Origin of the sequence: Nocardia sp. NBC_00565, from assembly GCF_036345915.1 — a bacterium.
GTDB lineage: Bacteria > Actinomycetota > Actinomycetes > Mycobacteriales > Mycobacteriaceae > Nocardia.
The window spans coordinates 2,712,610-2,727,958 of sequence record NZ_CP107785.1 but is presented as its reverse complement, the minus strand read 5'-3'; the positions used below and the strand labels follow the sequence as shown (position 1 = coordinate 2,727,958).

Here is a 15,349-nt window from a genome sequence, read left to right as displayed (position 1 = left end):
GCCGCTCTCAGTCTTTGTACCGGAGGTCCGGTGGCCCCGGGGACGGTCCGAGCGCGCTGAGTCTGGCGCTGTAGATCTGCTGCCAGGTGCCGTCGGCGCGGATGCGCTCGAGTACGCCGTTGACGAACCGGACCAGATTCGGATTGCCCTGCGCGATGCCGACCGCATAGGCGCCGGTGCCGATCACCTCGCCGACGATCGCCATATTCCGATCCTGCGCGACCAGTCCGACCAGGATCGGATCATCGCCGCTGACGGCGTCCACCTGCCCCTGCTGCAGCGCGGCCAGGCAGTCGGTCCAGTTGGACGCCCCGAGTACGATCGGCCGCTTGGGCAGCGCGAACAGCGGTCCCGGCGAGGTGGTGCCGCGGGTGACGCATACGCGCTTGCCACCCAGATCGGCGCCGGTCCGGATACCCGAGTTACGCGATACCAGAATGCGTTGTGTCGCACGGTAATAGACACCGGAGAAGTCGACGTCGCGACGTCGCTCGCAGGTTGCCGAGAAGGTGCGCACGATCAAGTCGACCTGCTTGTTCCGCAGTGCCGGAATCCGATCGGCCGCGGTGACCGAACGCAACTCGATCTTGTCGGGATCGCCGAACAGCGCCCTGGCGATCTCACGCGCGATATCGATGTCGAAGCCTTCGAGCTGTCCGGTGGTGGGGTCGCGGAAGCCGAACAGGTAGGTGTTCTGATCGACGCCGACCCGGAGCTTGCCGTTGGCGACGATGGCCGCCATCGGCGAACCCGGCGGCATCGCACCGGAACTCGGTAGCGGGCCGGGGCGCAGCGTGGCCTCGGGATCGCAATTGCCGCCGGTTTCGGACTGCGGCGGCGTGGTGATCTCGGTCAGGTCGGGCTTCGGGTCGACCGCGGCCACACTCGTCGTCTTGGGCACCTCGGTACCGGAGCCGCACGCGGTCACCAGCGCGCTCGTGCCGACCAGCACCGCGGCCACCAGCAGCCGCCCCCGCGAAAAACCCTGCCGCCGCAGCGGAATTCGCCGCCTCACAAGAACTCCTTCAGCCGCAGCCACAGCCCGGCGACGACCGCGGCCGCGGCGAACAGCATCAGCACCAGCGTCCCCGCGGGACTGAGGCGCAATGCCGCACCCGCCGAGTCGACTCCGTCGCGCAGCTGCCCGCGTTGCTGACCGAGGTTGTCGCGCAATGTCTGATCCAGTTGAGCAAAACGCGTCGCCGAACTGTCCGCACCATTGCCGATGGCCTGCGCCACGGCCGCGGGATAGTTCGCCGCCTCATAGGCCTCGCGTTGTTTGGCATGTCCGGCCGTCCAGCCGAGCAGCCCCCGCGAAGCCGCGGAGTCGGATCCGGTCACGGCCGCAAGGAGATCGGCCAGTTCGGTGGTGTGCTTGCGGAAATCGGTTTCGGCGGTAGTGATATCGCCACGGGTGATCAGCTCGAGGGTTTCATCTGTGCGCGCCTGCTGGGCCAGGATCCTGGCTTTGGCGAGGGTCTCGAAGCGGCTGGTCGCCCCGGATTTTCCGGTGTCGAGCGCGGTCGCGGCGACAGTTGTCGCGGCGACGATCCACAGCAGTGTCAGCGCGGTCGCGCCCGCGGCGGCCGCGAGCCCAAGATTCATCCGGCGATTCATCCGGCCCAGCAGGACGAAAGTTCCGACGCCACAACTGATCAGCACCAGCAACAGCAACACGATGGTCGCCCACGGCAACGCGCCGATATCGTGTTGGTCCTGACGCACCGCCGCCAGCCGATCCTCGTTGAGCTTTTCGGCGTTGGGCAGCAACGAATTCTGCATCAGCAGCGACGCCTCGTGCAGGTAGGACGAGCCGACCGGGAAGCCCTGCCGGTTGTTCGCCCGCGCCGTTTCCACGACCCCGGTGTAGGCGGGCAGGTCGGCCACGATCTGCGCGACGATCGTCCTGGTCCGCTCATCGGCGGCACCGGTCGTCGCGTCCGCGAGCGCCGAGGCCGCGTCGGCCAGCGCCTGCTGGTACTGCCTGCGCACCTCCGGGGATTCGATGCCGCCGGAGAGGAGGGCGGTGGCCGCCGACGCGTCGGCGGCCGAGAGCGCGACGTACAAAGTCTGTGCGGCATAGGCCAACGGTTCGGTGCGCTCCAGCACCGCATCGCGCCGAGTGATCTTGCCGCTCAACTGATCAGCCGAGGTCAACCCCGCGAGCACACACAACACCACCGATACGAGGGCAATCGTGCCGATGGCACCCGGAGTCGTCCCGGCGAGGCGCCGTAACCACGCACCCCCATTGCGCATGGTCGCCGGTAGGCGAATCCCCACACCGTCCCCCTTCATCTACCCGGCCGGTGTTCCGATCGCGATAGTACGGGAGGAGATTCGGATTTGCTGCCCATCGAGCTATGGGCTGTTCGTCAGACCTTGGTCGAGGCGGGTTCCCTGTCGAGATAGCGGCCCATCGCCCAGTTCATCCCGCGCATCGCAAGGGTGTAGGACGGCGGGAAGTAGCGCTGCGCCAGGTAGCCGACTCGAATATCGGGCGAGGTGAAGACCATGTACTTGTTGCGCTCGACGCCCCGCACGATCGACTGCGCCGCCTTTTCGGGGGTGACGGCGTGCCGCATGAACAGAGCGACAGCCTTCTGCACCGCCTCGGCCTGGCGGTCGACGCCCGCGATATCGACGCTGTCCACCATCGGCGTCGCCATCGCGCCGGGACAGACCAGGCTGACGCCGATCCCGTGCCGGCGCAGATCGAACCGCAGTACCTCCGAGACCCCACGCAACCCGAATTTGCCCGCGGAATACGGAGCATGCCAGGGCAGCCCGAAGAGACCCGCCGCCGAGGCCACATTCACCAGATGTCCGCCGCGACCGGACTCGATCATGGGCGGCACGAACTCCTCGATCACGTGGATGGGGCCCATCAGATCGATATCGATGGTGCGCCGCCACTGCTTGTGGGTGAGTCGATCGACGGTGCCCCAGGTGGCGATGCCTGCCACATTCATCACGATGTCGACGCTGTCCACTTCGGCGTGTGCCTTCGCGGCGAGGGCGACCACGGCGTCGTAATCGCTGACATCGGCGGGCGCGGCCAGATGCACGACACCGCCTGCGGCAAGGACCTCGGCGGCGGTACGCTGCAGCCCAGCGTCATCGATATCGGTCAGGATGACCGAGGCCCCCTTGGCGACGACCGCGAGCGCCGTGCTGCGACCCAGTCCACTTGCCGCGCCGGTGATCAGACAGCTCTTGCCGTCGAACTTCGTCATGGACCAAGACGATAGACAATTGTGAACACCGTTGTCTATAGATGTCGATCGCCGTCCCAGACACAAATCGTCCGCGGTGCTCCGGATCCCGAAACACGCTGAACAGCCGCTTGCCAGGTGATAGCCGTCAACTATCGTCGATGCTCATTCCCATGTCGACGGCAGGGCATGCCTCGCGGTCGACGGAAAGCCGTTGTCGGCATTCGCTCTGGTGGGATACTCGAGCGGAGCGACGAACGGCACGCTCACCCCAGGTCCGATCGCGGTCGACGGCACCGGTTTCACGCCGGCGCGGTAGCCGAACGGACGCCCACCGCCCTCGCGGGCCTCTCCGCGATCTTGGTGCGCCAGGAATGTATGAGCACTCATCCCATGTTCCGCATACTGTTGCGTTGTACAGGATCATCGGGAGGACCACATGGGGAACCTGTTCAAACCCCTCACACCGGTCGACCTAACTGGGTGCCGACGTGACTGAGGGACGGGAAACAGCGGCCCGCAGCTTGACGCTCGCGGGATATCGCGACGCCTCGATCACCACCACACCGGCCGTGCGGCCGGTCATTTCCATCGCACTGTTGCTGATGAGCGTGGCGCTGGTCTACGAGGCCGGTCGCGCGGCCCCGGGTGAGGACCACGGCTGGTTCATCGCGGTCTCCATCGCCGGACTCTTCGTGGTCCGCGGACTGCATCTGCGCCGCCCGATCACCTTGCCGCATTTCACGGTGGCGGTCTTCGTGCTCGCGGCGGCCAATGCCGCCTACCGCGCCTCGCATCCGGGCTTCGGGTTCGTTTTCCTGGCCGCGACCGGATTCATCCTGATGCTCCCGCAGGCCAGTCGGCCGCAGCCCGAACAGCTCTACCGCATCGCCGAACTCGTCGGCCGAACCCAGCGCGATCCGCTCGCCGCGTTCGCGCTGCATTCGTCGAAATCCTATTACTTCAACGTGAACTCGACCGCGGCGATCGGCTACCGGGCCCGCTTCGGGATCGCCGTGGTCGCCGGTGACCCGATCGGCGATCGGGCCGAGTTCCCCGGACTGCTCTCCGACTTCTCCGAATTCGCCGCGAATCACGGGTGGCGGGTCGCGGTGATCGGTGCGAGTCCGGAATTGGCGGGGATGTGGCGGCATCGGGCGATCGAGCATCGCGGGTTGCGCGCGATTCCGGTCGGGCGCGATGTGATCGTCGATGTGGGGACATTCGCGATGGTCGGGCGGTCCTTCCGCAACCTGCGCCAGGCGGTCAGCCGGACCCGCAATTTCGGGGTGAGCACCGAGTTCATCAGCGAGGCGGATCTGAGCGAACCACTGCGGGCCGAACTGCTCGACATCGTCGATGAGTGGCATCACGGTCGGCAGACCCGCGGTTTCTCGATGATCCTCGATCATCTGTTGGACGGGCGGAATCCGGGCATGCTGCTGGCGCTCGCCAGGGATGAGGACGGGCGCGTCGCGGGCTTCCAGCGCTACGGCGTTTCCGGGCGGGGGCGCGAGCTGAGTCTGGATGTGCCTTGGCGGCGCAAGGATGCCCCGAACGGGCTGGACGAGCGGATGATCGTCGATCTCGTCGACTACGCCCGCCTGCAGGGCATCGAACGGATCTCGCTGGCGTTCGCGCCCTTCCCCGAGCTGTTCGCGGAGAAGGAGCGGTCGCGGACCGGGCGGCTGATCTATGTGGCAGTGCACCTGGGTGATCCACTGATCCGGCTGGAGTCGCTGTACCGCTTCCTGCGCAAGTTCCGTGCGATGTCGGATCAGCGGTTCGTGCTGATCCGGTGGCGTGAGGTGCTGTTGGCCGCCGCGGCGCTGCTCACCCTGGAGTTCGTGCCGCACCGCAAGCAGTACTAACTAGCCCTCGCGGACGGTGATGCCGATCGTTCTGGCGAATTCGGGTGCCAGGTCGAGCAATTGGAGCGGGGTGATGGTCGCGCCACGCAATGCGTCCAGGCCCTCGGCGATATTGAGATGAACGGCGCCGCGCAGGTCGACCTCTTTGAGACGTGCGCGGTTGAGCAGCAGACCCTCCACGGTGGTGCCGGGAAAGCTCAGCTTGGTCAGATCGGCGTCACCGAAGTCGGTGTGGCGCAGGACGCAGTCGACGAATTGCACCTCGCGCAGTTTTGCCTTGCGGAAGTTGACGGAGTCGAACTTGCAGCCCTCGAAGCGCACTCGACGCAAGTTCGCACCGCCCGCATCGACACCGACCAGCGCACCGGCGATCAACTCGGCGTCCTGCCAGGAGGTGTCGGAGAGGTCGGTGCCGACCCAGCGCACGTTGCGCTGCCAGACATCGGTGAACCGTGAGAAGCGCATGCTGCCGCGAGTGATCGCCATCGAGGTGAAAACGGTTTCGTTGAAACGTGCGTGGCCTGCTTCGACGTCATCGATGTCATCGCTGCTGATGTGCACGCAGTCGTAGTCGCCTTCGCGCTCGAGTTCACCTTCCAACGGCGTCAGGTAACGCGCATAGGACAGATCCTCGAGCTCGTTCGGCACGGCCAACCTCCCGGTTCATCGACAGTTCTCTCTGTCTACCAGGCGCGTCCGACAGCTAGGCGCCGACGGTGTCCAGCCAGCGGGGTCCCACCGACCGGGCCCCGAGCGCTTCGATTCGGGAGCGGAGTTCGCGATCGGCCGTCACGACGGTGATCGGCCGGTCGCTGTCCGCTTCGACCGCCGCCGACACCACGTCGACGATCGCATCGTCGCCCGAACCCTGCGCCGACACCACGCGCAGACCTTCGAAATCGTCCGTCGCACCCGCCGCTTTCGCCGCACCCTCGAGCACGACGACCACCTCGGCCGGTTCCGCCAGGCGCTGCTCCAGGGTGTTCAGCCGCAGGAGCAACCGCCGGGCCGCGCCAGCGCGATCGCGCCACCAACCATCGGGTTTCGAGCCCACGACGTTCGCCGCGTCCACCACGATCAGCTGAATGGTCACCTCCTCACTCTCCCCGCTCGCTCATCAGGCGTGCGGCACGGGCGTTCAAATAGCGCTGTTGCGGGAGACTCATCGTCTGTTGGGCAGCGAGCAGGTACGCCTCGCGGGCCGAGGTCTTCTCACCCAGCGATTCCAGCAGATGCGCGCGCACCGCGGGCAGTCGGTGATCCTCGGCCAGCTTGCCGTCGGCGGCCAATTCGTCGACCAGCTTCAATCCGGCGTGCGGGCCGCGGGCCATGGCGACGGCCACCGCGTGGTTGAGGGCGATGATCGGGTTGTCGACGAGGGCCAGCAGGCGTTCGTAGAGCAGCATGATCTGCGGCCAGTCGGTGGCCTCGTAGGTCGACGCCTCGTCGTGCAGAGCGGCGATGGCGGCTTGGAGTTGATACGGGCCGGGCACGCCGCGGGGCAGCGCGTCGGTGATCAGCGCGATGCCCTCGGTGATGGCATCGGTGTTCCAGAGCGCGCGGTTCTGGTCTTCCATCGGGATGAGCTCGCCGGTGGGGCCGGTCCGGGCGGGCCGGCGGGCATCGGTCAGCAGCATCAGGGCCAGTAGGCCAGTGACCTCGGCATCGCCGGGAAGCAGACGGCGCACCAGCCGCGTCAGACGGATCGCCTCGGCCGAGAGTTCGACGCGGTGCAGATTCGGACCCGACGTGCTGGCATAGCCCTCGGTGAAGATCAGATACAGCACATGCAGCACGGCGGCCAAGCGAGCATCGCGCTGGGCGCTGGCGGGTGGGGCGAAACCGATACCGCTGTCCTTGATCGTCTGCTTGGCGCGGCCGATGCGTTTGGTCATGGTCGCCTCGGGCACCAGGAAGGCGCGGGCGATTTCGGCGGTGGTCAGGCCGCCGACGGCGCGCAGTGTCAGCGCCACCTGGGAGGGCGGCGAGAGTGCCGGGTGGCAGCACAGGAACAGCAGGACGAGAGTGTCGTCGGAGTCGGTCGGATCGCGGTCGGCGGGCGGAGTCAGCCAATCCTCGGGCAGCGCCCAACGGGCCACGGTGTCCTCGCGGCGGCGGCGCGCCTGCTCGTTGCGCAGCAGATCGGTCAGGCGACGGGAGGCGACGGTGATCAGCCAGGCGCGCGGATTGTCCGGAATGCCCTGGACCGGCCATTGGGTCGCGGCGGCGAGTAGACCCTCCTGCACCGCGTCCTCGGCGGTGTCGAAATGCCCGTATCGGCGCACCAGCGCGGCGAGGACCTGCGGCGCCGATGTCCGCAGCAGGTCCTCGACCTCGGTATCCGACACCGAAGGGGCTCAGCCGAATTCGGGTGCGCAGTCTTGGATCGGGCGGATATCGGCGTAGGCGTTCTCAGCGAGGTGCGCGGGAATCGGGCACTTGCTGAGCTCGGACGCGATCTCCGTCGCGCGGTCGAAGCTTTCGCATTCGACGATCCAGTACCCGGCGAGCACCTCCTGCGTTTCGGCATAGGGGCCGTCGGTGACGAATGTGGCGCCGTTCTTGGTGGTGATCCGCCGGGTGTGCACCGGTTCGGCCAGACCGCGCGTCTCCACCAATTCGCCGGACTCCTCCAACTTCTTGTTGAGACTGCCCATGAATTCGCCCATCGCGGCGTAATCCTCGGCGGTCCATGCGGGTTTGCCGGTGTCCTTGCCGACCATGCCGTCGTAGTCCTGCTGCGAGCCGTAGCTCAGGATCATGTATTTCATGACAACTCCTCCGCTGTGTCGGCGCCCGCGTGGCACCGCTCGTCAGATACGTCGCAGCCGCTGACCATTCTCGGACATCGCCGCCGAAAAAACCGCCGACCGCGGCAGTTGGACCCTGCGGAGCGCGACCGCGCCGAACCGGACGGGCGGTGGCAATGCAGTGGCGGCGGGCGGGGCGCGGTGCGTGACATGCTGGGAGACATGGTGATCGATGGATTTGTCGCGTCTGGGTTCGAGGCGGTGCGGGAGGCGTTCGCGGAAAATTTCGCTGCGGGTGGGGATGTCGGGGCGGCAGTGACGGTGTACCGGGATGGGGAGCCGGTGGTCGATTTGTGGGGCGGGCTGGCCGATCCGGAGGGGGAACGGCAATGGGAGCGTGACACGCTGCAGTTGGTGTATTCGGCGACCAAGGGGGTCACCTCGACCGTCGCGCATCTGCTGGCCCAGCGTGGCGAGCTCGAGTTGGATGCGCCGGTCGCGCGGTACTGGCCGGAGTTCGCGGCGGCGGACAAGGGCGATATTCCGGTGCGGTGGCTGTTGAGTCATCAGGCGGGGTTGGCGGCGCTCGATACGCCGGTGCCGCTGGCCGATGCGCTGGCCTGGGATCCGATGGTGGACGCACTCGCCGCGCAGACGCCGAACTGGACGCCCGGCACCGCGCACGGATACCACGGGCGGACATTCGCCTGGCTCGTGGGTGAGGTGATCCGTCGGGCGACGGGGCGTACGGTCGGGCGGATTCTGGCCGAGGATATCGCCGGGCCGTTCGGCATCGACTTCTTCATCGGTGTGCCCGCGGCCGAGCGGCATCGGGTCAGCCGATTGGTCTTCGCGCCGACGGTGGACGTGTCGTCGGTGCCCGAGGAGATGATCCCGGAGGAGCTGCGACCGATGGTGATCGCGATGCGCGATCCGCAGGCACTGGTGAACCGTGCCTTCCAGGTCACCGACCCGGCCGACATCGACTTCAACGACCCCACCGTCCAAGCCGCCGAGATCCCCTCCAGCAATGGCATCGGCACCGCCCGCGGCCTGGCCCGACTGTACGCGTCGACGATCGGCGAGGTCGACGGCGCGCGCCTGCTGACCCCTGAAACCCTTGCCGCGGCAACACGCGAACAAGCCGGCGGCATCGACCGCGTCATGATGATCCCCGACCGCTACGCCACCGGATATATGCTCCCCACCGAGAGTTTCGCCTTCGGCGGCCCCAACTCCTTCGGTCACCCCGGGCGCGGCGGCTCGCTCGCCTTCGCCGATCCGGATACCGGCATCGCCTTCGCCTACGTCCCCAACTACATCATCGAGAGCGCACCGGACCTGCGCGCCCGCAACCTCGTGGACGCCGTGAGCAAGTCACTCGGGTAGGCCTGCGCGGGTTCGCGGTGTGCGCGACCAATCCGGTCCATGGAACACACCGGGGGCCACTCGCAAACCCGAACTCTCCGACGGCAGTACGGCCACCGAACGCCTCATCGAATACACCCGCCCGCACAGCTTCGCCTACGAGATCACCGACTTCACCGGACCACTGCGCTTGCTCATCGCCAAGGTGCGCGGCGAATGGACCATGACGCCCGACGGCCCGAATTCCCTCATCCGCTGGACCTATTCGTTCTATCCGCGCTCCGGTCGCGGCTGGCTCATCCGGCTGGCCGCCGCGCCGCTCTGGCGGCGATACGCCACCGCCACGCTGGCCCGCGCCGTCCACGTCGTGGAAGCGGTCGAATAGCGGATCAGCGCAGGGTGCGGATCCAGCGTCGGGTGTCGGCGGGGTCGATGACGTCGTCCAGTTCCAGGACGGTGGCGGCGGTCAGGGCCTTGCCGTTGGCGTAGGCGAGTCGGACCAGGTTGTCGAAGGCTTCCTGGCGCTTGTCCGGATCTTCGATGGCGGCGAGTTCCTTGGCGAAGCCGAGGCGGACCGCGCCCTCCAGGCCCATGCCGCCGATTTCGCCGGTGGGCCAGGCGATGACGAAACGCGGGGCGCGGAACGAGCCCGCGGCCATGGCTTGTGCGCCGAGGCCGTAGCCCTTGCGGAGGATGACGGTGCCGAACGGGACGGTGAGGGCGGCGGAGTCGATGAACAGTTTGCTGAACTTGGTGACGGTGGCGTCCTTCTCCGCTTCCGGACCGACCATGAAACCCGGTGTGTCGCACAGCGATACGATCGGCAGGCGGTGCGCATCGCAGAGTCGCAGGAAGGCGCTGAGCTTATCGGCGGCGGGAGCGTCGATCGCACCGCCGAGATGGTGGCAGTCGTTGGCGATGACGCCGTAGGGGCGGCCTTCGACGCGGATGAGTGCGGTGACGACGCCGACGCCCCAGTCGCGGCGCAGTTCGAGAACCGAGTCGATATCGGCGACCGATTCGATGGCCGCACGGATATCGAAGGCACGCAGGCGGTTCTCCGGCACCACATGCCGGGTCCGGCGCGGGTCGGGCGCGGTCCAATTCTGGAGCGGCCCTTGAAAATACGACAGGTAGCGGCGGGCCGCGGCGACCGCCTCGGCCTCATCGGCAGCGACGATATGCACGACACCGTTACGACGTTGGACGTCGATGGGACCGATGTCTTCGGGTGCGTACACCCCGAGCCCACCACCCTCGATCATCGCGGGTCCACCCATGCCGATATTGGCGTCGGGGGTCGCGATGACGACATCGCATATGCCGAGCAGGGCGGCGTTGCCCGCGAAGCAACGTCCGGACACGATGCCTACCAACGGAACTCGTCCGGACAGCGCGCCCATCGCCCGAAAGGTCGTCACATCGAGACCGGAGATGCCCGGGTAGTCGGTATCTCCCGGCCGCCCGCCGCCGCCCTCGGCGAAGAACACCACCGGCAGCCGCTGCTCATGTGCCAGTTCCAGCATTCGATCGGTCTTGGCGTGGTTGCGCATGCCCTGGGTGCCCGCGAGCACGGTGTAGTCGTACGACATCACCAGTGCCCGAGCGGCTTGCGCACCGAACTCGTCGGCATTGATGGTGGCGACGCCGCCGATCAGCCCGTCCGCGGGCGTGTTGGCGATCAGGTCCTCGGGACTGCGGCGCTGTCGCTGTGCTGCGACAGCGAGTGCGCCGTACTCCAGAAAACTGTCGTCATCGACAAGATCGGCGATGTTCTCGCGCGCCGTACGGCGGCCCAGCCGATGCCTTTTCGCGACGGCCGCCGGTCTGCCCTCGTCGAGTCCGATTCGGTGCCGCTCGCGCACCTCGGCCAGATCAGCGCGCACAGCATCCAGATCAACCGCCTCGATATCGGCTGCCGGACCAGCATGGTCGGCCTCGACCCAAGTCAATAGCAACGCATGCGGATCCACCGCCGCGCCCGGTTCCACACAATGCCGCATTACCCGCAGCGGCAGCTCGGCGCGCAGCACATGCTGCATCTTCATCGCTTCGAGCACAACGACTTCCGCACCCGCCGGAACAACGCTGCCCGCCCGCGCCAGGCTCACCACCGTCGCACCCATCGGCGACCGCATCCCCTCCTCGCCATCGCGTAGCACGGCCTGCACCGATGTGTCGGCCACAGTTCGCCCGGAATCCGCTGCCACCGCATCGACGGCGTGATCCAGCACCGCCGACTCGTCCGGGTTCTCGGCATGAACCACGACAGGCCCGAAATCCTCTGCCCGAGTGCGGAGTTCGTCGATATGCTCCTCGAACCACGAGGTGGACACGGTGGCTCCATCGGCGAGCTGATCCAGCACCGCACGCAGCAGACTCGTATTGGTATCGACGCCGGTGATCACCGTCTCCGCGAGGGCATCCGAACAACGTCGCAGCGCAGCCGAATACGTCGGCCCATGCGCCACCACCTTCGCCAGCAACGAATCGAACCGCGCCCCCTGCCGCATCCCCGAGTGCGCGGCGGTATCGACCCGAACCCCCACCCCGGTCGGCGCGGCGAACTCCGTCAACGCACCCGTACTGGGCAGCACCTCCCCACCCGCCGTCACCATCTCGGCATTCACCCGAGCCTGCACCGCGAAACCCCGCATCCCACCACCGAAGACGCTCGCCCCAGGGTTGCGGAACTCTGCGCCGAGGGCGAGCTCATTCAGCTCAGCGCCGCGAGCCAAGTCGAGTTGGACCGCCACGAGATCCACACCTGTCACCACTTCGGTCACCGTGTGTTCGACCTGGAGGCGTGGGTTGACTTCGAGGAACCACGCGTCCTCGCCGGTGACGAGGAATTCCACGGTGATCACGCCGCGACAGGACACCGATTCGGCGATTCGTACGGCATCGCGGTGCAGTCGTTCCCGAAGTACGGCAGCGAGATTCGGGGCGGGGGCGATTTCGATCAGTTTCTGGTGGCGGCGTTGGACGCTGCAGTCGCGGTCGCCGAGGGCGATGGCATGCGTGCCATCCGCGATCACCTGGACTTCGATGTGCCGGGCAGCGGCGGCCAGCGCCTCGGCGTATACGGTGTCGTCGCCGAAACCGGCTCGGGCTTCGGCTCGGCAGCGGTCGAGTGCCTCGGCGAGCGCGTCCGCGGTACGCACCACCCGCATGCCACGCCCGCCGCCACCGGCTGCGGCCTTCACCATCACACCGGTGGGGTGATCTTCGAGGAATGCGGAGATCTCGGCCGAATCCGCGCCGACCGATGTCGCGGGCAGGACCGCGACACCCGCCCGGAGCGCGGCATCACGAGCCATCAGCTTGTTGCCGAAGATGCGCAGCACCTCCGGCGACGGACCGACGAAAACGAGACCCGCCGCAGCACACGCCGCCGCGAAATCCGCACTCTCACTGAGGAATCCATAGCCGGGGTGCACCAACGCACCGGCACCGGCTTTCTTGGCCGCGGCGACCACGGCGGCGATATCGAGGTATGCGGCGGCACCGACGCCCGGCAGTTGGACCGCTTCATCGGCCAGTCGAACGGGCAGGGCGGTTGCCTCGTCATCGGTATGCAGCGCGAGGGTGGAGTAGTCCCGCTCGCGGGCCGTCCGGATCACCCGGACCGCCACTTCGCCCCTGTTCGCCACCACCACATGCATGCCCACAGTCTGCGTTGACATTGACGTCAATGTCAACGACGATGGGCGCATGACACAGGCAGGCTGGTCGGTCCGTGCGGCGCGGGAAAGATCGCACACCGACCGCCACCAGGCCCTGCTCACCGCAGCCGCCCGCGTCTTCGCCGACCGCGGTTACGACAAGACCACCGTCGCCGATATCACCGCTGCCGCAGGCGTCTCCCGCGCGACCATGTACGTCTACTTCGCCTCGAAGGACGAAATCTTCCTGGCCCTCGCCGCCCAGGTCCGCGACAACTTCCTCGCCGCCCAGGAACCCGATATCGATACCGACGACCCGCGAAAGATGCTGGCCGCCACCATCGATGCGTTCGCCGCCGCGGTCCTCGCCGCCGGACCCATGCTGCGCCTCATCGACGAACGCGGCGCGGTAGACGAGCGAGTCGCCGCCCTGGCCACCGAAATCGCGGAACGCCCCATCCGCCGCTTCACCCGCTACCTCGAACGCCTACATGCCGCAGGCCGCATCTCCCCCACCGTGCCGCCGCGCATCGTCGCCGAAACCATCGGCTACGCCCTCACTCGCGGCACCCTCACCCGCGCCGAGGCCACCCCTCGCGCCCGCACCACCTACTTGGCGCACATGCGCACGGTCGCCGAAACTTTGCTCTCCCCCACCTGACCAGCAGCCCAGTTCGACTCCCGACGGCACCATCACCGCCGTGCGGTCGCCGACCACATCCACCGCACTGGGCTGACGGTCACGTACTCATCGGGACGGTTGATCCAGCTCCCCGCTGTGTATATCGCCGACATACGCGGCATCGCCCCGGTCAACCGGACGACACTCCGTCCGGCATCAGGAGCATACCGACGCCGAGGCCAACGGTCGCAAGGGTTTTCAGGGCGCTACCTGGTGCAACAACAGCCGCGCGCGCAATCAGCTTGCGCGCTGACCCGTCAGCTTGCGGCCGGGCTGGGCGGTGCTCACCGCGCCGTCGAAGGTCAGCACCCCGTCCTCCAGTGGGGCCTTGCGCAATAACGCACGGTCACGGAAGTAGTTGTTGATGACCCGCCACGGTCCGCGAGTACCCTGGCGCGGTGTGACCCCGTCGCCACGCTGGATGTAACCGGACGTCAGGGCGCCGCCCATCACCGACTGGTCGGAGCGGTCCCCGTCCTCGGCGACCGCGACCACCGTCGTGTAGCCGTTCGCCTTCATGTGGTTGAGGACTCGGCAGAAATATTCGGCGGCCAGGTCGGCCTTCAGGGTCCAGGAGGCATTGCTGTACCCGAGGACCAGCATTGCGTTGGGGATGCCGTCGAGCAGGGTGCCCTTGTAGACGACACGCTCGCGGGTCACCACCGGCTCGCCGTCCACCTCGAGCGCCGCGCCGCCGAGGATCTGCACGGTGAGTCCGGTTGCGCTGATCACGATGTCGGCGGCCAGTTCCTCGCCGGAGGCGAGTCGAATACCGGTTTCGGTGAAGGTGTCGATGCGGTCGGTGACGATCGAGGCCTTGCCGCTGCGCAGCACCTTGAACAGATCACCGTTGGGCACCACGCACAGTCGCTGATCCCACGGGTTGTAGGACGGCGTGAAGTGTCGCATGTCGATCTGGTTGCCGACCTGCATTCGCACCGCGCCGAGGAACAGCTTCTTGGCCAGCTCGGGATTGGTGCGTGAGAGCTGGAAACTGGCCCGCTGCAAGGCGATATTGCGCGCCCGGCCAGTTCGGTAGGCGATCTTCTCCGGCACCCGCGCGAGCTTCATGCCGACCGCGACCGGGTCGTCCGCGGGCAATGCGGTGATGTAGGTGGGTGAGCGCTGCAGCATGGTGATGTGCGCGGTGTCCTCGGCCATCGCCGGAACCAGGGTGATCGCGGTCGCGCCGCTGCCGATCACGACCACGCGCTTGCCGCGATAGTCCAGGTCCTCGGGCCAGTGCTGCGGGTGCACGATCCGACCACCGAAATCGGCCTCGCCGGGGAACTCCGGGCGGTAGCCGTTGTCATAGTCGTAGTAGCCGGTGCAGCCGACGAGGAAGTTGCTAGTGAAGATCTCGGTCTTGCCGGTCTGCTCGTCGAGCGCCTCGACGGTCCACCGACTCCCCGTGCTGGACCAACTCGCCTTGGTCATCTTGCGCCCGAAATGGATGTGCCGGGTGACGTCGTACTCCGCGGCGGTGTCCTCGATGTACTGGCGGATATGCGGCCCGTCGGCGAGCACCTTGGTGCCGATCCAGGGACGGAAGCCGAATCCGAAGGTGAGCATGTCGGAGTCGGAGCGGATGCCCGGGTACCGGAACAAATCCCAGGTGCCGCCGATGGCGCTGCGGCGTTCCAGGATCGCGTAGCTGCGCCCGGTCCGCTCGCGGGTGAGATGGCACGCCATCCCGATGCCGGATAGGCCCGCGCCGATGATCAGTACGTCGACATGCCGCGTCATTGAGGTATCCGTTTCGTCTGGTCTCACCCGGGCACCCTTGTCAGAGCGTCCC

14 protein-coding genes are annotated in these 15,349 nt (G+C 67.1%); 4 read left to right on the top strand and 10 right to left on the bottom strand.

From position 1 onward, the window contains the following. Window positions 1-7: 7 nt before the first annotated feature. From OG874_RS13130 to OG874_RS13115, 4 genes are all read right to left on the bottom strand, one after another. The gene (locus OG874_RS13130) at window positions 8-1,015 is read right to left on the bottom strand and encodes a glutamate ABC transporter substrate-binding protein (protein WP_330255406.1); all 1,008 of its coding nucleotides are present in this window, start codon (window positions 1,013-1,015) and stop codon (window positions 8-10) included. Continuing rightward, window positions 1,012-2,283: a hypothetical protein gene (locus tag OG874_RS13125; RefSeq protein WP_330255405.1), complete on the bottom strand. Its 1,272-nt coding sequence runs from the start codon at window positions 2,281-2,283 to the stop codon at window positions 1,012-1,014. Before OG874_RS13125 ends, OG874_RS13130 begins: the two co-directional genes overlap by 4 nt. Window positions 2,284-2,375: 92 nt before the next feature. Continuing rightward, window positions 2,376-3,236 (bottom strand): SDR family oxidoreductase, encoded by an 861-nt coding sequence (locus OG874_RS13120; RefSeq protein WP_330255404.1) that lies wholly within the window; start codon window positions 3,234-3,236, stop codon window positions 2,376-2,378. A gap of 144 nt (window positions 3,237-3,380) precedes the next feature. Then, complete coding sequence (locus OG874_RS13115) at window positions 3,381-3,605, bottom strand: hypothetical protein (RefSeq protein ID WP_330255403.1); 225 nt, start codon at window positions 3,603-3,605, stop codon at window positions 3,381-3,383. A gap of 101 nt (window positions 3,606-3,706) precedes the next feature. Between OG874_RS13115 and OG874_RS13110 the strand changes: the two genes are divergently transcribed. Beyond that, on the top strand, window positions 3,707-5,086 hold the full coding sequence (locus tag OG874_RS13110) for a bifunctional lysylphosphatidylglycerol flippase/synthetase MprF (RefSeq protein ID WP_330255402.1): 1,380 nt from the start codon (window positions 3,707-3,709) through the stop codon (window positions 5,084-5,086). Here the strand turns inward: OG874_RS13110 and OG874_RS13105 are convergent, their stop codons facing one another. Genes OG874_RS13105 through OG874_RS13090 form a run of 4 tightly spaced genes read right to left on the bottom strand, consistent with a single transcriptional unit; the run spans window position 5,087 to window position 7,857 of the window. After that, the gene (locus OG874_RS13105; protein ID WP_330255401.1) at window positions 5,087-5,734 is read right to left on the bottom strand and encodes a pentapeptide repeat-containing protein; all 648 of its coding nucleotides are present in this window, start codon (window positions 5,732-5,734) and stop codon (window positions 5,087-5,089) included. Between the two features lie 55 nt (window positions 5,735-5,789). Continuing rightward, a complete protein-coding gene (locus OG874_RS13100; RefSeq protein ID WP_330255400.1) occupies window positions 5,790-6,179 on the bottom strand; it encodes a hypothetical protein in 390 nt (129 codons plus the stop codon). Window positions 6,180-6,183: 4 nt separating this feature from the next. After that, complete coding sequence (locus OG874_RS13095; RefSeq protein WP_330255399.1) at window positions 6,184-7,434, bottom strand: RNA polymerase sigma factor; 1,251 nt, start codon at window positions 7,432-7,434, stop codon at window positions 6,184-6,186. A gap of 9 nt (window positions 7,435-7,443) precedes the next feature. Further along, window positions 7,444-7,857, bottom strand: coding sequence for a YciI family protein (locus OG874_RS13090; protein ID WP_330255398.1), 414 nt, complete (start codon window positions 7,855-7,857; stop codon window positions 7,444-7,446). Between the two features lie 201 nt (window positions 7,858-8,058). On the opposite strand from OG874_RS13090, the gene OG874_RS13085 reads away from it, so the two are divergent. Then, on the top strand, window positions 8,059-9,225 hold the full coding sequence (locus tag OG874_RS13085; RefSeq protein WP_330255397.1) for a serine hydrolase domain-containing protein: 1,167 nt from the start codon (window positions 8,059-8,061) through the stop codon (window positions 9,223-9,225). A gap of 19 nt (window positions 9,226-9,244) precedes the next feature. Continuing rightward, window positions 9,245-9,589 carry an SRPBCC family protein gene (locus OG874_RS13080; protein WP_330255396.1) on the top strand — a complete coding sequence of 115 codons (345 nt, stop codon included), beginning with the start codon at window positions 9,245-9,247 and terminating at the stop codon, window positions 9,587-9,589. A 4-nt stretch (window positions 9,590-9,593) separates the two neighbouring features. Here the strand turns inward: OG874_RS13080 and OG874_RS13075 are convergent, their stop codons facing one another. After that, window positions 9,594-12,869 (bottom strand): acetyl-CoA carboxylase family protein, encoded by a 3,276-nt coding sequence (locus OG874_RS13075; RefSeq protein ID WP_330257276.1) that lies wholly within the window; start codon window positions 12,867-12,869, stop codon window positions 9,594-9,596. Window positions 12,870-12,918: 49 nt separating this feature from the next. On the opposite strand from OG874_RS13075, the gene OG874_RS13070 reads away from it, so the two are divergent. Further along, window positions 12,919-13,530, top strand: a complete 612-nt coding sequence (locus OG874_RS13070) for a TetR/AcrR family transcriptional regulator (RefSeq protein WP_330255395.1) — start codon at window positions 12,919-12,921, stop codon at window positions 13,528-13,530. 258 nt (window positions 13,531-13,788) lie between these two features. On the opposite strand, the gene OG874_RS13065 is transcribed toward OG874_RS13070, so the two are convergent. Then, the gene (locus OG874_RS13065) at window positions 13,789-15,297 is read right to left on the bottom strand and encodes a flavin-containing monooxygenase (protein ID WP_330255394.1); all 1,509 of its coding nucleotides are present in this window, start codon (window positions 15,295-15,297) and stop codon (window positions 13,789-13,791) included. Between the last annotated feature and the right edge of the window lie 52 nt (window positions 15,298-15,349).